Consider the following 20,495-nt stretch of genomic DNA (forward strand, 5'->3'; position numbering starts at 1 on the left):
TTTTCAAATCCTTAATAAACCTTTACAATGAATGAAACTATATAATATAGTTTGAAAATTCAATCCATTCTTACCGAGGAGGAATGCAAATGAAAATTATGAGCAATGAACAGTTGGTGGTCTCGTATCGTGATGCATTAAAGTCGGAACATGATAAAGAATGGGCAAAAATACTTAAAACAGAAATCTCCAAAAGAGGACTCAAGCCATTTAAAAATCGTTAATCAGAAACAAGAAAACATTTTTCGCCTGATGACAAGAGCCGCTTGCTGCCATATTGGCAGTAGAGCGGTTTTTTTATTACCTTGGAAAGCTAAGGCGCTTGCAGACAGTCGGTTTTTTACTACCCGCTGAAAAGTTAACAAAAAATTCACAAAACTGAATGTGAGTTTAGATTAAAATTAGCTTATAGAAAGGAAGTGGACCATGTTACTAAAAGCACGCACTGAGCCAATGGAATTAATCGCATTAAGGCATTTAAACAGAAGAATGGAATTATCATCACAGGATAAGTTCCAGCTTTGGAAGATGGAAAAGGGTTTTGCAGGAGAAATGATCTTCGACCGGATGACCGAAAACATCACTGAAGAAAGGTATATCATCGACGACCTCCTACTCCAAGTTAATAACTCTTATTTTCAGCTGGATAAAGTAATCATTGCACAGGATGGAGTTTATCTTATCGATATCAAATATCACGAAGGCGATTACTATCTCGATGGAGACCAATTATATTCCGTCCGTACGAATCGAGAATACAAAAACCCCGTCATTCAATTGACTCGTAGTGAGACCCTGTTCCGGCAGCTCCTTCAAAACCTCAAGATGAATCACCTAGTCCGTGCCTCCGTCATCTTCAACAATCCTGAATTCACCCTATACCAGGCTCCGATGGATCAACCGATCATTTTACCAACACAAGTTAATCGATTTCTTAAAGAGTTAAACAGTACCCCCTCAAAATTGGATGATAGCCACAAAAAACTCGCCCAAACATTGCTTTCCCTGCATCAGGTTAAAAACCCTTTCGCAACTCTGCCTGCCTACCAATATGACCAACTGGAAAAAGGAATGTATTGCCGGGAGTGCGGATCCTTGAATACCGAAATCGATCATCATGATCTCGTTTGTGGAAAATGCGGGACCCATGAAAGAATCGAAAAGGCAATCGTCCGGCATATCGAGGAAATCAAAGTGCTGTTTCCTGAAAAGAAGATCACCACGCAACTCGTTTATGAGTGGTGCAATCGGAAGGTTAGCAGGAGGACGTTTTTGAGGGTGTTGAAGAAACATTACGTTTTAGTAGGAAAGACTAGTGATAGTTATTTTAAGTAAGCTGGGCTCTCAAAGTTGCTTTTACATGTCAATTCTGTCTGTCGCTGACTAAGTGTCAGTGTTCAGGCAGGTTTTCTTTTTTACCAGATGTACCTGCATGCAGTTATGCTTTCTTTTGACAGCTTTTCTTCTTCTCACGCCAAACCTGTCTGAAGTTGGGCTTTCTTTTGACAATTTTTCTTCCTTTCACGCCAAACCTGTCTTAAGTTGGGCTACCTTTTGACAGCTTTTCTTATTTTCCCGCCAAAACTGTCTTAAGTTGCTCCTACTTTTGACAGCTTTTCTTGTTCTCACTCCAAAACTGTCTGAAGTTGCTCCTACTTTTGACAGCTTTTCTTGTTCTCACGCCAAAACTGTCTTAAGTTGGGCTTTCTTTTGACAGCTTTTCTTCTTCTCACGCCAAAGCTGTCTGAAGTTGCGCTTTCTTTTGACAGCTTTTCTTCTTTTCCCGCCAAATCTGTCTTAAGTTGCTCCTACTTTTCGACAGCTTTTCTTGTTCTCACGTCAAAACTGTCTTAAGTTGCTCCTACTTTTGACAGTTTTTCTTCTTCTCACGCCAAAGCTGTCTGAAGTTGCGCTTTCTTTTGACAGTTTTTCTTCTTCTCACGCCAAATCTGTCTGAAGTTGCGCTTTCTTTTGACAGTTTTTCTTCTTCTCACGCCAAATCTGTCTGAAGTTGCTCCTACTTTTGACAGTTTTTCTTCTTCTCACGCCAAAACTGTCTTAAGTTAAGCTACCTTTTGACAGCTTTTCTTCTAATCACATCAAACCTGTCTAAAGTTGCGCCTACTAATGGCAGTTATTCTTCTTCTCTACCTTTTGACTTTCCCTAAGCTAACTAACATAGCTCCTCTCCCTTCTATGTTCCCATATGTACCTTCAAACCGTAATAAAAAGCACTGCCAATAAAAACTACCGGCAGTGCTTCCAAAAGTTAACCCTGTAACAACAACGATTCTGGGTCTTCCATTAGTTCTTTAATCCGCTTCAAGAAGGTAACGGCTTCCTTTCCATCGACGATCCTGTGGTCGTAGGATAATGCAATGTACATCATCGGCCTGTTTTCCATGCGGTCCTTATCGATTGCTACGGGACGAAGCTGGATGGTATGCATTCCGAGGATACCTACCTGCGGGCCATTGATGATCGGTGTGGACAGCAATGATCCAAATACGCCTCCGTTTGTAATCGTAAAGCTTCCTCCCTGAAGGTCTTTCAAGGAAAGTTTGTTTGTTCGTGCTTTTTCAGCCAATTCGTTTATATCGTTTTCGATTTCGGCAAAGTTTTTTCGGTCTGCGTCCCTGATGACCGGCACTACAAGTCCTTCATCAGCGGCAACAGCGACGCCAATGTCATAAAACTTTTTGAGGACGATTTCGTCTCCCTGGATTTCAGCATTCAGGTAAGGAGTCTTTTTCAACGCAGCCACTACAGCTTTCGTAAAAAATGACATAAACCCTAAACGAACATCGTTCTCCTCATAGAAGCGATCTTTCCATTTCTTCCTCAATTCCATAACAGCCGTCATATCGACTTCATTGAAGGTCGTAAGCATCGCTGCTGTCTGTTGGACCTCTACAAGCCTGTTCGCAATAGTCTGGCGTCTTCTTGACATCTTGATACGTTCGACCCTGCTGTCATCAGCAGTATTTCCGGCAGGAGAAGCCTTTGGCGCAGCAGCTTTTTCACCCGCTGGCTTTTGTGCAGCACTTTCACCTGTTGACTTTTGCCCCGGATTAAATGACTCCACATCCTGTTTCCTAACTCGGCCAAGCGGATCCTGAGATGTTACCTTGCTCAAATCTATACCCTTTTCCCTGGCCAGCTTTCTTGCAGCAGGTGATGCAATGATGCGCTCCGAGGATGCTTCCTCAGCAGCAGGCTGTCCTCCGGATTGACTCGCTTTAGTGCTTTCCCCTTTCTTAGAAAGGTCAGCACGTTCATCAGGTGACTCAGTCTCCCTTCCTGCTTCTCCAGTATTCTGGTCGTTTCCTGCGCTCCCCTGTTCACCAACAATTGCGATTGCTTCCCCAACCTTCACTGTATCTCCTTCTTCTGCGAGCAGCTCCGTTAATACTCCGTCATAGTCAGAGATAATTTCAACATTAACTTTATCGGTTTCCAGTTCAACGACATATTCACCTTTCTCGACTTGATCACCCTTTTTTTTCAGCCATTGGGCAATCGTTCCCTCGGTGATCGATTCGGCCAATTCAGGAACTTTAATCTCTGCCATTTTAAATTCCTCCTCCATTTGTCCTTGTCAGTGCATCTCTAACAATTCTAGCCTGCTCCAACTTGTGGATGTTCGGATCTCCCTCTGCAGGGCTTGATCGTCTTCTTCTGCCAATATACGAAGCTTCCAGCCCTTTTGGTGCTGCTTCATTGATTCTTGGCTCGACGAAGGTCCATGCCCCCATATTCTTTGGTTCTTCCTGGACCCAGACGATTTCTTTTAAGTTCGGATAACGTCCCATCTTCTCTTTTAAAAGTTCAAGCGGGAAAGGATAGATTTCCTCAATTCTCAATACATGCAGCCATCCATGCTCTTCCAGCTTTATTTTTTCAGCAATATCTATGCTCACTTTTCCAGTGCACAGTACTACGCGCTCCACATTTTCCGGCTGGCCGCCAAGTCCTGGCTGCTCTATGATCGGTTTGAAGCTGCCTTCGGCCAATTGCTGTGGATCCGCTGCAACCGTAGGATTTCTCAGCAGGCTCTTAGGTGTCATCAACACCAGCGGGCGTACAGCCTCCTGCTTTAAAATCGCCGCCTGTCTCCTAAGGATATGGAAATATTGAGCTGCAGAAGACAGGTTTGCAACAGTCCAGTTGTTCTCTGCTGCGAGTGTTAAAAACCTTTCTACTCTGCCGCTTGAATGCTCTGGACCCTGTCCTTCATAACCATGAGGCAGAAGCATGACCAGACCGGATTTCTGTCCCCACTTCGCTCTGCCAGCCGCCACGAACTGATCAAACAACACTTGGGCAGCGTTGGCAAAATCACCATATTGCGCTTCCCAAAGGACTAAAGTTTCCGGGGCGAATACGTTATACCCATATTCAAATCCCACTACAGCCGCTTCAGATAGCGGGCTGTTATGAATCGAGAAGGATGCTTTTGCATCAGGCAATACATGGAGTGGTGAAAATTGCTCTCCTGTTTCACTGTCATGCAAAACCAGATTTCTCTGGGCGAAGGTTCCTCTCTCTGAATCCTGTCCTGTAAGCCTGATTGGTGTGCCGTCTTTAACTATTGAAGCAAACGCCAATGTTTCCGCCAGTCCCCAGTCAATTTTACCGCTCTCAGAAAAGGCCTCTTTCCTTCTCTGAAGAATTTTCTCCAATTTATTAAAAACATTGAACCCTTCAGGCCAGTTAAGCAGATCACTGTTTATTTTTCTTAATGCTTCGATTGGCACCCCAGTTTCAATCTCTGGTATTCCCATTTCCACTACTTCTGGAATATCGGGTTCGTTTGTTACTTCCTTTTCTTTCTTCGGGACTTTTTCATAAGCCTCTGTCAGCCTGTTCGTGACTCTTTGCTCAATCTCGTTTCTTTTCTCATCAGACATGGAGCCCTGATCTACCAGCTTATTGCCATAGAGTTTCTTAACTGTCGGATGTTTGTGGACCAGTACATACATTTCAGGATTTGTAGTCATTGGCTCATCCATTTCGTTATGGCCAAATCGTCGGTACCCAATCAGGTCAATCAAGAAATCCTTCCCGAAAGTTTTTCTGTATTCAAAAGCCAGCCTGGCTGCCATCAAGCAAGCCTCAGGATCATCAGCATTGACGTGAATGATCGGAATTTCATAACCCTTTGCAAGGTCGCTTGCATAACGAGTGGAACGTGAATCCATTGATTCTGTAGTGAAGCCAATGGTGTTATTGGCGATGACGTGAATGGTTCCGCCGGTTTTATATCCGTTCAAACGGCTTAAGTTCAACGTTTCGGCCACAATTCCCTGCCCCGGGAATGCAGCATCTCCATGGATCAGGATTGCCATCGCTTTAACTGGATCATATTTTGCGTATCCAGGTTCGTTCCTGTCATCCTGAGCGGCTCGCGTAAAGCCCTCAACCACAGCACCTGCAAATTCCAGGTGGCTCGGGTTATTGGCCAGAGTCAGTCTTGCATTCGCTGTATTGTCTGACTTTATCTTCCGGTCAAGTCCAAGGTGATACTTAACATCGCCGGTCCAACCGAAATTAATTCCAATAGATCCTTCTGATGGAACCAGCTCTTTATTAGGTGCATGCTGGAATTCTGCAAAAATCATTTCATACGGTTTACCGAGAACATGGGCAAGGACATTGAGTCTCCCCCTGTGTGCCATTCCTATGTTAATTGTTTCAACACCATTATTCACTGCACCAGCGATAACCTCATCAAGAAGAGGAACCATTGAATCAAGGCCTTCGATTGAAAACCTCTTTTGGCCGACGAAAGTCCGGTGCAGATACTTTTCGAAGTTCTCGACCTCAGTAAGACGTTCGTATAAACTGATTTTACTTTCAGTATTCACTTTAGGGATCAATTGGCCAGACTCAACCTTCTGCCTTAGCCATTCCTTTTCAGCCATTTCATTTACATGTTCAAATTCGTACGCAATTGTATCGGAGTAAACCTGCTTAAGGAATTGAAAAGCCTCTTTTCCATTCTTTATAGAAGAAGGGGCACTCGGACATATGAGATCTACTGGAATGTCCGTCAAATCAGCATCAGTCATTCCCCATTTTTCATAGTCATCAAGTTGAGGATCCTTACTGCTAAACTGCAATGGATAAATATTAGCAGATAAATGGCCATAAGAACGGATATAATCAGCATATCTCAATGCAGCTGCGATTTTCGCCGGAGACCCCGCTGCTCTTTCTACAAATGTTTCTTCATTACGCATTTCAGATTCTTTAAATTGAAGATTAGAATGCTGTTCAAAATATTCCTTGATATCAGCTTCAACGGAATCAGGATCTTTAAGGTACATTTCGTATAATTCGTCGACATACCCCTGGTTTGGCCCATGAAATCCCGGCCACATTGCCTTATTCCCTGTTACTGGCTTTTTCACAAAAAAACCCCCTTGCCAATACTATATTCGCTAATTATCTGTTACCCTGTAGTTCTTTATTTCTAACTGTTAATTCAGAGAATAATATTATAATTCAGACATCAACCGTTTACATTAATATATTAACATGATTTTCCCTTTTAACCAAAGGTTTTGACTATGGAGATAGTGTTAATTAAATACATACTTTTATTATTCCGAAAAAACTATTACTGCTAAAAAGGACAATAAAAAAACCGGTTATACCGGTTTTTGAGATTGTTGCCTTATAATCTATAAACTCATCATTGTAGCAAACATGTTTTTGGGTGCAAAAAGATTATTTCTTTTTTCAATCTGACTGGGCTCGATCATTTCACTATGTTCTACAGGCATTTCAATATGCCCGCATGTTATGCACTTCTGAAATCTTGATCCAGCTGAGAAAATGTCTACACCATCATTGGTTGTAAACCCAACATGTTCCTCGTGCAAAGAAAAACGGTGGTGGCAATTTTTCGATTCGCGCATATTCACCCTCCTGTAAATGTTCCTTGTTCAAATTATATATCAAATATTCAGAATTTTGCGTGACAAATATCATAATTAATGTCCAAACTGCAAAATAATTTCACCCTGCAAAAAGACGAGCTTACTTATAGGCCAAAAAGAAAAGGGAAAGCATTTTTAATGCCTTCCCTACTTAATTACCTTATATTCTGTCAGTTTAAACCGCTGTTGAGCCAGAAAGTGTCTTTTGTATTTCTTTTTCTATATTTTGTATGACATCTGGGGCGTCTGCATCAATTTCTACAAAAGGACCATCATACTCTAACAGTGCGTGGTTATACCGGGGATCATAATAATGGACCAGTAAAATCTCAATCAAATCTTTATAACTTTTTTCTTCCAGAGCTAATGCTAAAGAGGGTGATATTTCATGATTGATACGCCTTATCAGCTTTGTTACCTTCTCCGTGACTTCTTCTTCAAACCAGGCCTCTCCGATAAAAGGCTGAACATATTCATCGTATATGCGTTCAACTCTTTTAGGTATAGAGCTTCTGATCAGGAAATGGATTCCATTTTGTTTTTTATAGAGCAATTCTTCCGGCTGGGCAGCCCGCCCGATTCTTTTGCTCTCCGCTTCAATGATAAAGTAGTTGGAACCTGTCAGCTCATTCAGCCTTTCAAACAGTAAAGCGTCAAATGTTTTCTGATTGTGCGCCTCTCCCTTGCCAATCATTCCGAAAATGGATCCCCTATGGTTTGCGATTTTTTCCAGATCGACAACGGGGTATCCCTTTTCCTGGAGAGCCTGTAAGATATCCGTTTTTCCAGTACCTGTCATTCCATGCAAAACGATAGCTTTTTCGGGCAGCAACTGAGGAGTTTTCTCTAAAATATATTCCCTGTACGCCCGATAACCGCCTTCCAGACGCATGGCAGGGATTCCGGCATATTCAAGGAAAGATGCTACAGACCTGCTCCGCATCCCGCCTCTCCAACAATGAATCACAGGTTCAGCACCTGTCTTCTTGAGATCTTTAATCTCGCCGAGCAAGCGTGGAAGCTTAGGTGAAACAATCTCCATAGCCCGCCATTTGGCCGCCTCTTCACCCGACCGCTTATAAAGGGTGCCAATTTCTTGTCTTTCTTCATCTGTGAATAATGGTATATTGACCGACCCTGGTATTGCCGATTCACGATGCTCGATTGGCGCTCTGACATCGACTGGTATATATTCCTTTGAGTTGATTAATTGTTGTACTGATATATCTTTCATTTCTCGATTGACCTCCATGGTCGCATGTTTAAAACTACATCTACTTATTGTACCTAAAACAAGCAGATTTTTCACCATTATTCCCTTAAATCAGCCTAATCCTATCATACTTTGAAAAGAAAAAACCGCAGAAGGTCTGCGGTTAACATGAAAACTTTTTGCCTACGAGTACACTGACTGCCTGGCAAAATTCCCTCCAATGTTCTGGAAAAGAGTCAAGGCCCCTGCTTTCATAGGTCCTGCCTTTTGTTTTTAGTTTGACTGACCAGCTGGTACCATCCACTACAATGCCTTCTGTTTGATAATCTTCTTCCCACTTCCATAACTTCATAGGATACAGCTTCTTTTTAAAATCCTCCACGCTTCCAAAGGTGCCGACTTCAAGCGGCTCGGGAGCTTTAGAATCAAGATGCCATTCAAAGTACGTGAAGATGTTCCTTTTAAAATCTATTCTCACCCTCATTTCAGGTCCAGGATATCCATGCAATACCACTGTCATCAAAAGGGGCTCTTTATCAGGCCTTATTGAAACGATATCATCTTTTAATAGAAATAATTCATTATTGCTGCTAACAAGTGTTTTTATATCAGAAGGTTCTACTAGTTCATTCTCACTTACAACGCTTTGTTCATGCCCACTCATTTCCTGACAAATCACTGGTATCGTCGCATTTCCCTTTTTACCTAAAATATCGAGAATCGCTTCGTACATTTTCATCTCGTTCAACGTCCTTTATTAAAAACTAAATATTTCGTCTCTTATATTTTCAGCCGTGAAAAACTTTAAGTAAAGTATATACAACAAATAATTGAATGTACTGTAACAAATCGCACGCTTTAAGAAAAAATATAAAATTATCAAACCTGACAAATTTAGTCATTTTTTTCGTTTAGCATTCTTTTATTGTTGTATATTGTCCGTTTCTGCGCTTTCCCGAGAAATAATTTTCAGAATTGACTGTCTTTATTTCCGCATTGTATTGCTTTCATCATTTCTCTAGAGGATAAAATGATAGGTATTAAAAGGTTGAGAAGTTTAAAAATAAGCGAGAACTGGTATAAAAGAACAACCAGGAATAATCCGGGTAAAAAAATCAGGAGTGACGAATATGATAGATTCGATGGCAAAGCAGTTTGAGAAGCCAAAAGGCATTCTTGGAAAGCTGGCAGGAACTATAATGTATTTTGAGAATCGCAAAATCAATAGATGGAGTATTAACAAACTTCAAGTGAATAAAAATGATCGCATCTTGGAAGTTGGCTTCGGTCCCGGTTATGGCATAAAGACTTTAATGTCAAATTTTCGCGGAATTGAAGTGGATGGAATTGACTTATCTGCAAAAATGAAGGATGAGGCAGCAAAGAGAAATAAAGAATGGATTGAAACAGGGAAAGTACAACTGACTATAGGTGATGTTGCCGACTTCCAACCCGATCATCGTTACAATAAGATTATCTCGGTAAATAATTACCCTCTTTGGGACCAACCGCAGACTTCCTTAAGGCATTTATTTCGATTGTCGAAAATAGGAGGCAGAATCGTCCTGACTGTCCAGCCTCGAGAAGAAGGATCGACTGCAGAGACAGCCAAGCAATTGGGAGAAACCATGAAAAAAGATTTGATGAATGCCGGATTCAAAAACCCGGAGATATCATATCTGCAGGTAAGACCTGTTTTGACAGTATGTGTAACTGCAGAAAAGAAATAGCCGATGCTTGGAAGGCAGCGGCTATTTCTTTGCCTTTTTTTAGCGATTTATGATTACTTGTAAACTTGTAAACTAACCTCTTCGGCAGTTCGAACGAGCTGTTTTATTCCATCAAGCTCTCTACGTTCAAATAAATCAATAATCTTGCTTCCAACGATTACACCATCGCAATGCATGCATACTTCCCTTACTTGTTCAGCGTTTGAAACTCCGAACCCTGCAAGCACCGGGACGGAACTGACACTTTTAACCGAACTTAGGAAAGCAGCAAGATCCTCGCTGAAATTGTTTCTTGCACCCGTGATACCTGTTACCGTTACGGCATAAATGAAGCCTGTTGCCCTGGAGCCGATTTCCTTTATTCTCTCAACTGGTGTTGTGAGTGTCACTAGCCTGATTAAGGAGATTTCATGCTGCTCGAGCGCCGGAAGAATGAAATCCTCCTCCTCAAGAGGAAGATCGGGGATGATGCACCCAGATATACTGGCGTTTGCAGCATCTTCGGCAAACTTTTTGATCCCGTATGCTACAAGGGGATTCAAATAAGTCATTAGAATTAGAGGAATTGAGATTTCAGTTTTAAAGGTTTGGATCGTCTCCAATACTTTTCTCAAGGTAGTTCCACTGCTAAGCGCCCGGATACCAGCCTCCTGGATTGTGGGCCCATCCGCAACAGGATCTGAAAAGGGGATGCCAAGTTCTACCGCATCGGCACCACACTCCTGTAAAAACAGCAGCTTCTCTTTAAGGGTTTCAAGTCCTCCATCACCAGCCATTATATATGGAACAAAAGCCTTTTTTTCTTTTTCAGTAAGAGCCTTCTGAATTTTATCCATTATTCCAGTCCTCCGATCCTGTCCTTAATTGTCTGAACATCTTTATCACCGCGGCCAGATAAGCAGACAACGATACTCTCATCTTTGCTCATCCCAGCGGCTAGCTTGACTGCGTACGCAATGGCATGTGCACTTTCCAGAGCAGGGATGATTCCCTCTAATTTTGAAATCAGTTGAAATGCTTGAAGTGCTTCGTCATCCGTTACGGATTCATACGTGATTCTATTGATATCATGAAGGTAGCTATGCTCAGGACCAATACCAGGGTAGTCTAGGCCAGCTGAAATCGAGTGCGCTTCCTGAATTTGACCGTCCTCATCCTGCAGAAGATACATCATTGCGCCATGGAGCACTCCTGGTTTGCCCTTGGTCAGTGAAGCGGCGTGCTTGTCGGTTGCCAGTCCCAGACCTGCTGCTTCTACTCCATAAATGGACACACTTTCATCCTCAATGAACGGATAAAATAAACCAATCGAGTTGCTGCCCCCTCCAATACAAGCTACAAGGGCATCGGGCAGCTTTCCTTCTTTCTCGAAAAATTGCTGTTTTGTTTCTTTGCCGATGACGCTCTGAAAGTCACGAACCATTTTTGGAAACGGATGAGGACCCATTACAGACCCAAGTATATAATGAGTATCCCTGACATTTGTAACCCAGTAGCGAAGAGCTTCATTGACCGCATCCTTCAATGTCCCGCTGCCAGCATCTACACTGACCACCTTTGCCCCCAGGAGTTCCATCCTGAAAACATTTAATTGCTGCCGTCTGATATCCTCTTTGCCCATGAAAATCACACATTCCAAATTTAGCAGGGCACAGACTGTCGCAGTAGCAACTCCATGCTGTCCAGCACCTGTTTCAGCTACGATTTTCCGTTTGCCCATCCTGACTGCAAGCAAGGCCTGGCCGACAGTATTGTTGATTTTATGGGCTCCTGTATGGTTAAGGTCCTCCCGTTTCAAATATATTTTTGCCCCGCCGGCATGTTCCGTGAGATTTCCGGCTAGATATAATGGCGTTTCCCTCCCTACGTAATCCTTCATTAATTTTTGCAATTCGCTATGGAACTCCTCGTCTTCTTGTGCCCTCTTGTATTCCTTCTCCAATTCGAGTACAGCCTGCATCAATGTTTCTGGGACGAACCTGCCTCCGTAATTGCCAAAATGCCCCTTTTCGTCTGGTAAATTATAAGTAATTGAACTCATTCTGCATTTCCTCCCCCAATTTTTTTGCGCTATTGATAAATCCCTTTATTTTTACTAGATCCTTTTCTCCGTTTGTTTCGACACCGCTGCTGACATCAACCATCAAGGGGCTGACCTTTGCAATTGCTTTGCTGACGTTTACAGAATCCAAGCCACCTGCCAGGATTACATTGGTGTTTGATTTTTTTAATGCATTTGCCAGGTCCCACTCAAAACTTAACCCGTTTCCTCCCCGATATTCTACTGGAGGACTGTCAAGAAGGATAAAATCCGCTTTTATATCATCAATTTTCTCAAGATCTTCCGGTGACTTAACCGAAACAGCTTTTATTAACGGCAGCCCAACTGATCGATAATCATCAGGATCCTCATCACCATGAAGCTGGATATGTGTAAGGCCGGCAGTTTCTGCGATTTGCTGTATTGTTGCAGCATCCTCATTTACAAAAACTCCTACCTTCCAGACATGTGCCGGTACGTGAGCAATAATCTGTTGTGCCTGCAGAACTGCTATTTGCCTTTTACTTTCGGCAAAGACAAATCCAATAGCGTCTGCACCATTCTCTACAGCATGGCTAGCTGCTTCAACCGTTTTAATGCCGCAAATCTTAACCTTCATGCAAAATCCCTCACAATAGGAACAGTGAAATGAGTGAAAGTTTTTTTGATATCCGTTGAAGTCATAAAAGTTTCTCCAATCAATACGCCGTTTGCACCTGCAGCTGCAGCACGGATTATGTCCTCCCTCGTTTTTATACCGCTTTCGCTGATCAGCAAGGCGCCTGCTTTTTTGACAAGAGGTCCTAGTTTTTCGGTATTCTCCAGGTTGACCTCGAATGTTCTCAAATCGCGATTGTTGATTCCGATGATTTGAGCTTTTATATCGAGTGCCTTTTCCAAATCTGATTCGTCGTGGATTTCAACGAGACACTCAAGTCCCTTTTCAGAAGCATACTCGTATAGATCAGCCAGCTTTTCCTGGGGCAATGCGGATGCGATGAGCAAAATGACATCTGCTCCAGCGGAAAGGGCTATGTCTATTTGGATTGGATCAACGATAAAATCCTTGCAGAGAACCGGAAGCTCCACGGCATTTCTGACTTCTTTCAAATCGTTGAAAGTCCCCTTAAACCCCTTTTCATCCGTTAACACAGATATAGCCGATGCACCAGACAGTGCATAAAGTTTTGCCTGCTTAGCAGGGTCCAAAGAAAGATTGATGTCTCCTTTCGAAGGTGAAGCTCTTTTAAATTCCGATATGATGGCTACATTGTTTGCCTCTCTTAGGGCTTTTAACAGAGATCGTGGGTTCGAAGAGTTTTCAGTTATTTCCTTTGCTGACTTCCTCAGCTCTTCCACCTCAACTTTTTTTCTTTCTATGATTGAATCAAGCATTGTACCCATCTCATCCTACCGCCTTTTTGTTTTGATTACTTATGCTGATTAAATTCTCCAGTTTGGTTAGTGCCCTGCCAGAATCGATGCTTTCCGCAGCCAGATTCACTCCTTGCAGAATCGATTCCGCCTCTCCGGCAGTATAAATTCCCAAACCTGCGTTCAGCAGCACTGTATCCCGGTGAGCTCCTTTTTTGCCTTGAAGGACTTGGAGCAATATGTCAGCATTATCCCGTGCATCCCCGCCCTTGATCCTGCTGTTATCGTATAAGGGCAAGTTGACTTCCTCTGGATTAAGCGTGAATCGCTTGATTTCCCCTTCAGAAACGATGACCATTTCGTTCTCGCCCGCAAGAGAGGCTTCATCCATTCCTCCTGCTCCGTTAATGACGATTGCCCGCTTCCTGTTCAGATTTGCCAGCACATGGGCAAACTTATCGATCATATCCCTGCGGTAAATTCCAAGCAGCTGGTAATCAAGCTGTACAGGATTTGTCAGTGGCCCGATTAAATTAAAGATTGTAGGGATTTTTAGGTCCCTTCTTACCTTCATGATTTGTTTTAGTTTCGGATGAACATGTGGGGCAAACAGGAATGCAATCCCATTCTGTTCAAGGATTTCTTCTGTTGCTTCCGGAGAAAAGTCCAAACTGACACCAAGAGCTTCCAAAACATCCGCGCTTCCGGTCTTGCTCGATACGCTTCTGTTACCATGTTTTGCTACCGTAATTCCGGCACCTGCAATTACAAATGCGGAAGTGGTGCTAATGTTGAAGCTTTTGGATCCATCCCCTCCTGTTCCGCAATTGTCCAGAACATTCGGTATATTTTTTGTAAAATTGAGCGCATGTTTTCTGATTGCCTTTACCAAACCTGATACTTCCTCAGCGCTTTCTCCTTTCAACTTAAGTCCAGTCAAAAATGATGCGATTTCGGCATCTGATGTATCCTGGTTGAAAATTTCCTGGACCGCTTCTTCCATTTCATGCTCCAACAGTGATTTTCCTTCGACTACCATTTCAAGATACTGTTTCATGAGTTAAAGTCCCCTCTCTGATTTCAGTAATAAAATTCGATAAAATCTGCTTTCCGCTCTTCGTTCCAATGGACTCTGGATGAAACTGTAGTCCATATAAAGGATAATGATTATGCTTGATTGCCATGATTTCGCCGTCATCAGCTGCTTCAGCCAAAACCTGGAAATCTTCATTCAGCGACGTCCTGTCGATCACCAAGGAGTGATATCTCATGACTTCAGGATGTTCCTCTAGATGATTCATTAGTGAAGTTCCTGTATGTCTGAGCTTAGATTCCTTGCCATGCCTGATTTTTTTTGCCTTGATGATCGAGCTGCCAAATGCATGGGCTATCGCCTGATGCCCAAGACATATCCCCAGGATCGGGATTGATGGAGCCAATTGTTTAACAGTTTCAATACAGATCCCGGCTTGCTCCGGCCTGCCTGGACCTGGAGAAAGGACGATTGCTTCAGGTTCCAATCTCAAGATTTCCTTAACCGTTATTTTATCGTTCCGGATCGTTATCACTTCAGCCCCAAGTTCGCTTAGATACTGATAAAGGTTATAGGTAAATGAATCGTAATTATCAATGAGTAGAATCATTGGCTGCCTCCATCAATGCTTTTAATTTATGGTTGGTTTCATCGAATTCTTTTGCAGGATCAGAGTCATATACAATACCAGCACCTGCCTGCAGATACCCTTTGCCACCCTTGACAACCAATGTTCTGATTGCGAGGGCAAAATCCATGCTCCCGCAAGCAGAGAAGTAACCGACTGCTCCTGAATAAACACCTCTTTTTTCAGCTTCAAGTTCGTTGATGATTTGCATCGCCCGAATTTTTGGAGCTCCTGACACTGTCCCTGCAGGCAGACATGCCGCCAGTCCATCAACTGGATGAGCTTCTGGCAAGAGCCTCCCGCTCACCTCTGATACGAGATGCATGACAAACTGAAACCTCTCGACAGCCAGGAATTTATCCACCTTAACACTGCCAATCTCACAGATCCTTCCCAAATCATTCCTTGACAGGTCAACAAGCATCTTATGTTCGGCTAATTCCTTTTCATCCTGTTCTAATTCCAATTCCAGTTTTATATCTTCCTCAGCTGTTTTTCCTCTTGGCCTTGTTCCTGCAATTGGATTTGTAATCATCGTTCCATTCCTGTACTTCACAAGGCTTTCAGGGGAGGTACCGGCAACAACATAGCCTTCAAAGTCAATGAAGTACATATAAGGGGAGGGATTATCCACTCTAAGCTTCCGATAAAACGAAAAGGGATCTCCTTTGGCATCCGCTGAAAGCCTTCTTGATAGCACAACCTGAAAGATTTCTCCCTCTTCAATCAGGCTCTTTGCGGTCTTGACAGATTTTTCAAACTCCTCCCTGTTTTGCGATGTACTAAAATCTGATAGTGTAAATCGATTGACAGGTGGTTTATTGACTGACGACTCCAGTTCGTCTTTTCGCTTTTTTAATTTCTTTATAAGCTCGTCATTGCTGTATCCTGGGAAGGGAATGCCGATCAGGTTGATCTTTTGTTTAAGATGATCAAACACGATGACTTCATTGAAGAACATTAAATGCGCTTCTGGCATTTCGAGAGGGTCTTCCTTCAGCGGCCCAATGTCTTCAAAATCGCGAATGAAATCATAGCTGACAAAACCCACGCCTCCTCCTATAAAAGGAATATCAAAATCAGCAGTCAATTTAGGAAGCATTTCCTTCAGCGCTCTGGAAAATGGGCCTTTTACTCGCTCCTTAACCCTTTTCTTTGACAGAAAGGTCTCGCCCTTTTCATTCAAAAGCTCGTAAACCGGATCACAGCCAATAAAAGAAAACCGGCCGGAATCATTATGTTTATGAGAACTTTCCAGAAGGAACTTTTTCTTTCCTGATATCATTTGAAATACAGATATAGGCGTTAATGTATCTCCCTCAATTTCCTCAATAAAAACATCTGGAGCTTCTACATTCATACAAATCCTCCTTAAAATAGACAAGATGAAAAAGCTTTTATCAAATCCTGTTGATTGTAGTGGAAGGCGCGAAGACTCCTGCGGGATGAGCAAGTCATGGGGAGACCCCGCAGGAGCTTGCGACGAGGAGGCTCCCCGACTGCCCGCGGAAAGCGAAGCGCCTGGAACGTAAATCAACAGCCAATAAAAAAGTCCCCTATACATGCACAACAATGATTGTGCTGTATAGAGGACGATTACGATTGGACCGCGGTGCCACCTCAAATTGGAGCTATAAGAGCTCCCTCTTTTCAGGTACAGGAAAACCAAAACAAGCTTTCGATATACCCTATCCTTTTAACGGAGGAGTCCGGGCAGCCCTACTGTTACTTCAGGCTGCCTCTCACAAGGCCATTCGGCAAGTATTCCTGTACCGGTTCACACCAAACCCGGCTCTCTGCAACAGAAATATCCTGCTTACTCTTCTTGTTCAACGAGTTAACATAATAATATTATCGATATTTACCAGCAGACAAAAAGGGCCCCCCATCCTTATTGAATACAATAAGGACGAGAGACCCGTGGTGCCACCTTAATTAGCTGTAAAACAGCTCACTTTAACAGCATCGAGCATTGAATGCTTAATGCCTGCCTTTTATAACGATAAGGCCATTTCGCCAGAGCCTACTGCCATAAGGGTTCGGTCCGGAAGCTCGGAAGTCCATTCGCTGCAACAGTTACACTGATTTCCACCAACCATCAGCTCTCTGGGGTACCTGATCCAGTTACTACTCTTCGTCATCACTCATTAATATATTAATCATTATAATAAAGCGGTGATTAACAAATGTCAAACAAAAAAATGAAATATTTTAATTTTTCTGCAACAAAATCTTCTCAAGGTTTCTCTTCCAGTCTTCTGCCAATCCCTCGATTTCTATAAGTTCTTCAATCGACTGATAGTCCTTCCTCTGGTGAAAATAAATTTCATTTGCCCTTAAAATTGAAAAGTTATTTTGTATCCTCTCCAAAAAAGTAATTTCGGAGTCTTCATAGACCATTCCCTCTTGGAGAACGCGGAAAAAATAGCCTGTATAGCCAGTCTCGACAACCCTTTTCAGCAGCATGTCAATTTGGTTATTCTTTGATATTTTTGAACACGGAATCCTTCCCTGTGTTACCTGAATCACAGATTCTCCAAGCTTGAATGTATCACCAATATAGATATCGGCTTCCAACATGCCTGGGGCTGAAATATTCTCGCCAAAGGTTGGAGGTGCTAATTCCTTTCCAAATTCAACTGACCATTTTGGATAATGCTCTGCGGGATAAAAACAAACAGCTCTGTCAGGCCCTCCATGAAATTCTGTTGCTGCCACGCCATCTCCCTGAAAGGATTCTTTTGTTAGTAATGCTTGTTCCACTCTTTTTTTTCCAATTGCTGATCGTTCTTGTTTGCCGTTCCAGGTCTTAAGCTCCGGCATCCCAACATTCAGATATAATATTTGCGTCATGACTCCACCAACCTTCAAGCCTTTTCCAATTATTTTATCCTTTTCGCTCTAAAAACTCCATAAGGATTGTTCACAGCTAAGATCTTTCCCATAAAAAGACATCTGTTTTTTCTGTAGTTTAAGTCCACACTAAAAATAGTATGAAAAAAGGCAGGTTATAATCATGAATTATATTGAAAACTTGTTTCCAAAATCCGGTGGAGTTTCGGATAAAAAAGATACGAAAAAGGATAATGTCAATAATCAAAAATGGGCAATTGTCTCTCTCGCATCCATTCCACTTGTGATGACACTTGGTAATTCGATGCTGATTCCTGTTTTGCCTGTCATGGAAAAGGAAATGGGCATTTCTGCCTTCCAATCGAGCCTAATCATAACTGTATATTCAATAGTAGCCATATTTTTAATACCGGTAGCCGGGTATCTATCCGATCATATAGGGCGAAAAAAAGTCATCATCCCCAGCCTGATCATCACTGGAATTGGCGGAACTATATCTGGTTGGGCCTCATGGCAAATGAACGATGGATACTGGGTTGTCTTAATCGGCCGAGCCTTGCAGGGTGTGGGAGCAGCCGGAGCTTTTCCAATCGTTTTGCCCCTTGTTGGAGATATGTTTAAAAACGATGATGAGGTGAGCGGTGCCCTTGGAGAAATCGAAACTGCAAACACGCTAGGAAAGGTTCTCAGCCCAGTGTTAGGCTCCTTCCTGGCAGGATTCATCTGGTTTATCCCATTTTTTTCAATACCAGTGTTCTGTGCACTTTCGATCATAATGATGATTTTTCTAGTAAAAAGTCCAAAAAAGAAAGAAAAACCATTACCTTTTAAGGATTTCATTAAAAAAATTAAACTGACTTTTACCGAGAATGGGCGCTGGCTTTATGCCATCTTTTTTATTGGTGCAATAGTCATGTTCGTGTTGTTTGGGGTCTTATTTTACTTGTCAGATATTCTGGAGAACAAGTATGGGATAAAGGATCTGAAAAAAGGACTGTTTCTTGCCCTGCCTTTAGGGGCTCTGTGTCTTTCATCATTTATTACTGGAAAAGTAATTAAGAAGAACATGGTCCTTATGAAATGGATTACGTTCACGAGTTTAGTGTTGCTTGGCATTTCAGTGGCCCTCTTAAGTTTTTCAAGAGAGCTATGGTTTTTGATTTCCATGTTCCTCGTTGCTGGCATTGGTATTGGAGCAAGCCTGCCTCCACTGGATGCATTGATCACTGAGAGTATTGAAAAAGAAGAACGAGGGACCATTACATCCTTATACAGCTCAATGAGATTCATCGGAGTAGCTGCAGGCCCTCCTGTCATCGCTTTAATGATGAAAAATTCTAATAAGCTAATGTTCATTATCTTGACCGTATTAAGTATTGCTGCCGCTCTTGCAACATTTATTGCCATAAAACCGGATAAACATGAGGCGTAAACGCATTGATTCGAACAATGCGTTTTTTTACCGCCTGGCTGATAGCTCTTCCATAAAATTGGCCACTTCATCATTGAACTCCAGCCATTTCTTTACAGGCACCTGATGAGAGACTTTTGGGATGATCGCTGTCCGGAAATCTTTAAGCTCTCTTTCATACGCCCTTAAGTGCTGGTTGATAAAATCCCTCGCCCCATAAATAAGCAATAAAGGGACATTCAAATTTTTCAGCCGTCCGATACAAGAATAATTCAATGACTCATGGTAAAAATGGAACCATGTATTTAAATCTGTCTTCAACATATGTTCAATCAGTTCGGTCCTGTAGTTCTTATCGAAAGTGTGAGCGGTTGCAATCACCTTCGCCAGGGTTTTTGGTGAATTCCTGACGAAATACATCCCCAGCATATGTTCATATTTCAATGAGGGAGATTGCACCTCAGCAAAGCCTCCACATAGGATAATTGATTCTGTTCGTTCCGGGTGGGTAAGGGCGAATTCCTGAGCGATGCTTCCTCCGGAGGAATAGCCGCATAACGTCACTTTTTCATGGCCAATAGCGTCAGCCAGCTCCAACACTTCTTTTGCATACCTTTGGATGGTAACGTTTTTCAATGTAGCAGAAGACTCCCCATGACCGCTTAAGTCGGGGAAAATAAGCTTATATCGTTCGCTCAGCGGCTTCTGAAATTCAAATACCTTCCTCCCCATACCAGGTGGATGCAGAAAGATAATTGGATTTCCCTGCCCAATCTCATCGTAATAGAGATCACCATATTCTAATGTGCATCTAGGCATCCGTCATTCACTCCTATGCATGGATTATACAACTTCATTAGTATAGCCAAATCGGAAAACATCTCATGCATAAAACCTTATAACCGTGACAATGACAGTCTCGTATGGTATTCTTGTATTGTATGAATGTAAAGAATGACTGCCGGTGTTGGCCCACCAGCAGTCTCCGCAATAGCCGTTCCCGCCTGAGGTTCGGCAAGAGAAGCAGATGGACCTCTCACTGTATTATAGTAGGAGGTCTATTTTTTTTGGCTTAACGTTAGGATTGCGAGGATTAGACTGGCAAATGAAAACATAGCCATAAAGGTTTCGAATACCGTCAAAGGCATCACCCCCTTCCTCCGGGGCTTAGCCGAACACCTTGAGATTGACTATTGCTTCTCAAGTATAACATAACCTTGTCCAAAATAAGAACATCTGTTCTGTATTAGAACAAAATTAGGGCTAAG

At 42.5% G+C, this 20,495-nt stretch carries 19 protein-coding genes and 2 other annotated features; of the genes, 4 read left to right on the forward strand and 15 right to left on the reverse strand.

Going from position 1 to position 20,495, the window contains the following annotated elements; all coding sequences use genetic code 11:
- Positions 1-89: 89 nt before the first annotated feature.
- The gene (gene sda, locus FOF60_RS14960; protein ID WP_192470565.1) at positions 90-224 is read left to right on the forward strand and encodes a sporulation histidine kinase inhibitor Sda; all 135 of its coding nucleotides are present in this window, start codon (positions 90-92) and stop codon (positions 222-224) included.
- A gap of 202 nt (positions 225-426) precedes the next feature.
- Positions 427-1,335 (forward strand): NERD domain-containing protein, encoded by a 909-nt coding sequence (locus FOF60_RS14965; protein ID WP_192470564.1) that lies wholly within the window; start codon positions 427-429, stop codon positions 1,333-1,335.
- Between the two features lie 934 nt (positions 1,336-2,269).
- On the opposite strand, the gene odhB is transcribed toward FOF60_RS14965, so the two are convergent.
- The 5 genes from odhB to FOF60_RS14990 all read right to left on the reverse strand — a co-directional run bounded on the left by odhB (position 2,270) and on the right by FOF60_RS14990 (position 8,896).
- Positions 2,270-3,571 carry a 2-oxoglutarate dehydrogenase complex dihydrolipoyllysine-residue succinyltransferase gene (gene odhB / locus FOF60_RS14970; protein ID WP_192470563.1) on the reverse strand — a complete coding sequence of 434 codons (1,302 nt, stop codon included), beginning with the start codon at positions 3,569-3,571 and terminating at the stop codon, positions 2,270-2,272.
- Between the two features lies 1 nt (position 3,572).
- Complete coding sequence (sucA, locus tag FOF60_RS14975) at positions 3,573-6,383, reverse strand: 2-oxoglutarate dehydrogenase E1 component (RefSeq protein ID WP_192470587.1); 2,811 nt, start codon at positions 6,381-6,383, stop codon at positions 3,573-3,575.
- Between the two features lie 303 nt (positions 6,384-6,686).
- A complete protein-coding gene (locus FOF60_RS14980; protein ID WP_192470562.1) occupies positions 6,687-6,923 on the reverse strand; it encodes a hypothetical protein in 237 nt (78 codons plus the stop codon).
- A 196-nt stretch (positions 6,924-7,119) separates the two neighbouring features.
- Positions 7,120-8,178, reverse strand: coding sequence for a tRNA 2-selenouridine(34) synthase MnmH (gene mnmH, locus FOF60_RS14985; protein ID WP_192470561.1), 1,059 nt, complete (start codon positions 8,176-8,178; stop codon positions 7,120-7,122).
- 142 nt (positions 8,179-8,320) lie between these two features.
- Positions 8,321-8,896: a hypothetical protein gene (locus FOF60_RS14990; RefSeq protein ID WP_192470560.1), complete on the reverse strand. Its 576-nt coding sequence runs from the start codon at positions 8,894-8,896 to the stop codon at positions 8,321-8,323.
- Positions 8,897-9,287: 391 nt separating this feature from the next.
- On the opposite strand from FOF60_RS14990, the gene FOF60_RS14995 reads away from it, so the two are divergent.
- Positions 9,288-9,887: a class I SAM-dependent methyltransferase gene (locus FOF60_RS14995; protein ID WP_192470559.1), complete on the forward strand. Its 600-nt coding sequence runs from the start codon at positions 9,288-9,290 to the stop codon at positions 9,885-9,887.
- A gap of 53 nt (positions 9,888-9,940) precedes the next feature.
- On the opposite strand, the gene trpA is transcribed toward FOF60_RS14995, so the two are convergent.
- From trpA to FOF60_RS15035, 8 genes are all read right to left on the reverse strand, one after another.
- Positions 9,941-10,723 (reverse strand): tryptophan synthase subunit alpha, encoded by a 783-nt coding sequence (gene trpA, locus FOF60_RS15000; RefSeq protein ID WP_192470558.1) that lies wholly within the window; start codon positions 10,721-10,723, stop codon positions 9,941-9,943.
- Positions 10,723-11,928 (reverse strand): tryptophan synthase subunit beta, encoded by a 1,206-nt coding sequence (trpB, locus tag FOF60_RS15005; protein WP_192470557.1) that lies wholly within the window; start codon positions 11,926-11,928, stop codon positions 10,723-10,725. The genes trpA and trpB overlap by 1 nt, the downstream gene beginning before the upstream one ends.
- Positions 11,909-12,547: a phosphoribosylanthranilate isomerase gene (locus FOF60_RS15010; protein WP_192470556.1), complete on the reverse strand. Its 639-nt coding sequence runs from the start codon at positions 12,545-12,547 to the stop codon at positions 11,909-11,911. The genes trpB and FOF60_RS15010 overlap by 20 nt, the downstream gene beginning before the upstream one ends.
- Entirely contained in the window at positions 12,544-13,332 is a 789-nt protein-coding gene (gene trpC / locus FOF60_RS15015) for an indole-3-glycerol phosphate synthase TrpC (RefSeq protein ID WP_192470555.1), read from the reverse strand. The genes FOF60_RS15010 and trpC overlap by 4 nt, the downstream gene beginning before the upstream one ends.
- Before the next feature lies 1 nt (position 13,333).
- A complete protein-coding gene (gene trpD / locus FOF60_RS15020) occupies positions 13,334-14,359 on the reverse strand; it encodes an anthranilate phosphoribosyltransferase (protein WP_192470554.1) in 1,026 nt (341 codons plus the stop codon).
- Positions 14,343-14,945 carry an anthranilate synthase component II gene (locus FOF60_RS15025; protein WP_192470553.1) on the reverse strand — a complete coding sequence of 201 codons (603 nt, stop codon included), beginning with the start codon at positions 14,943-14,945 and terminating at the stop codon, positions 14,343-14,345. The genes trpD and FOF60_RS15025 overlap by 17 nt, the downstream gene beginning before the upstream one ends.
- Entirely contained in the window at positions 14,929-16,323 is a 1,395-nt protein-coding gene (gene trpE / locus FOF60_RS15030; RefSeq protein ID WP_192470552.1) for an anthranilate synthase component I, read from the reverse strand. Before trpE ends, FOF60_RS15025 begins: the two co-directional genes overlap by 17 nt.
- A gap of 225 nt (positions 16,324-16,548) precedes the next feature.
- Positions 16,549-16,805 (reverse strand) — a binding site (T-box leader).
- A 60-nt stretch (positions 16,806-16,865) separates the two neighbouring features.
- Positions 16,866-17,113 (reverse strand) — a binding site (T-box leader).
- A 61-nt stretch (positions 17,114-17,174) separates the two neighbouring features.
- Complete coding sequence (locus FOF60_RS15035; RefSeq protein ID WP_192470551.1) at positions 17,175-17,816, reverse strand: MOSC domain-containing protein; 642 nt, start codon at positions 17,814-17,816, stop codon at positions 17,175-17,177.
- 163 nt (positions 17,817-17,979) lie between these two features.
- Here FOF60_RS15035 and FOF60_RS15040 point away from each other — a divergent pair, with 163 nt between their 5' ends.
- A complete protein-coding gene (locus FOF60_RS15040) occupies positions 17,980-19,248 on the forward strand; it encodes a bacillibactin exporter BcbE (protein ID WP_192470550.1) in 1,269 nt (422 codons plus the stop codon).
- Between the two features lie 27 nt (positions 19,249-19,275).
- Here the strand turns inward: FOF60_RS15040 and FOF60_RS15045 are convergent, their stop codons facing one another.
- Together FOF60_RS15045 and FOF60_RS24580 are read right to left on the reverse strand one after the other, a co-directional pair.
- On the reverse strand, positions 19,276-20,046 hold the full coding sequence (locus FOF60_RS15045; protein WP_192470549.1) for an alpha/beta fold hydrolase: 771 nt from the start codon (positions 20,044-20,046) through the stop codon (positions 19,276-19,278).
- 239 nt (positions 20,047-20,285) lie between these two features.
- Positions 20,286-20,375, reverse strand: a complete 90-nt coding sequence (locus FOF60_RS24580) for a putative holin-like toxin (protein ID WP_225649917.1) — start codon at positions 20,373-20,375, stop codon at positions 20,286-20,288.
- Between the last annotated feature and the right edge of the window lie 120 nt (positions 20,376-20,495).

Source organism: Mesobacillus jeotgali (assembly GCF_014856545.2).
Classification (GTDB): Bacteria; Bacillota; Bacilli; order Bacillales; family Cytobacillaceae; genus Mesobacillus.

Bases quoted from the DNA above. Each gene is read 5' to 3' on its own strand.
- sda (WP_192470565.1), top strand. From the start codon at position 90: ATGAAAATTATGAGCAATGAACAGTTGGTGGTCTCGTATCGTGATGCA.
- FOF60_RS14965 (WP_192470564.1), top strand. From the start codon at position 427: ATGTTACTAAAAGCACGCACTGAGCCAATGGAATTAATCGCATTAAGG.
- odhB (WP_192470563.1), bottom strand. From the start codon at position 3,571: ATGGCAGAGATTAAAGTTCCTGAATTGGCCGAATCGATCACCGAGGGA.
- sucA (WP_192470587.1), bottom strand. From the start codon at position 6,383: ATGTGGCCGGGATTTCATGGGCCAAACCAGGGGTATGTCGACGAATTA.
- FOF60_RS14980 (WP_192470562.1), bottom strand. From the start codon at position 6,923: ATGCGCGAATCGAAAAATTGCCACCACCGTTTTTCTTTGCACGAGGAA.
- mnmH (WP_192470561.1), bottom strand. From the start codon at position 8,178: ATGAAAGATATATCAGTACAACAATTAATCAACTCAAAGGAATATATA.
- FOF60_RS14990 (WP_192470560.1), bottom strand. From the start codon at position 8,896: ATGAAAATGTACGAAGCGATTCTCGATATTTTAGGTAAAAAGGGAAAT.
- FOF60_RS14995 (WP_192470559.1), top strand. From the start codon at position 9,288: ATGATAGATTCGATGGCAAAGCAGTTTGAGAAGCCAAAAGGCATTCTT.
- trpA (WP_192470558.1), bottom strand. From the start codon at position 10,723: ATGGATAAAATTCAGAAGGCTCTTACTGAAAAAGAAAAAAAGGCTTTT.
- trpB (WP_192470557.1), bottom strand. From the start codon at position 11,928: ATGAGTTCAATTACTTATAATTTACCAGACGAAAAGGGGCATTTTGGC.
- FOF60_RS15010 (WP_192470556.1), bottom strand. From the start codon at position 12,547: ATGAAGGTTAAGATTTGCGGCATTAAAACGGTTGAAGCAGCTAGCCAT.
- trpC (WP_192470555.1), bottom strand. From the start codon at position 13,332: ATGGGTACAATGCTTGATTCAATCATAGAAAGAAAAAAAGTTGAGGTG.
- trpD (WP_192470554.1), bottom strand. From the start codon at position 14,359: ATGAAACAGTATCTTGAAATGGTAGTCGAAGGAAAATCACTGTTGGAG.
- FOF60_RS15025 (WP_192470553.1), bottom strand. From the start codon at position 14,945: ATGATTCTACTCATTGATAATTACGATTCATTTACCTATAACCTTTAT.
- trpE (WP_192470552.1), bottom strand. From the start codon at position 16,323: ATGAATGTAGAAGCTCCAGATGTTTTTATTGAGGAAATTGAGGGAGAT.
- FOF60_RS15035 (WP_192470551.1), bottom strand. From the start codon at position 17,816: ATGACGCAAATATTATATCTGAATGTTGGGATGCCGGAGCTTAAGACC.
- FOF60_RS15040 (WP_192470550.1), top strand. From the start codon at position 17,980: ATGAATTATATTGAAAACTTGTTTCCAAAATCCGGTGGAGTTTCGGAT.
- FOF60_RS15045 (WP_192470549.1), bottom strand. From the start codon at position 20,046: ATGCCTAGATGCACATTAGAATATGGTGATCTCTATTACGATGAGATT.
- FOF60_RS24580 (WP_225649917.1), bottom strand. From the start codon at position 20,375: ATGCCTTTGACGGTATTCGAAACCTTTATGGCTATGTTTTCATTTGCC.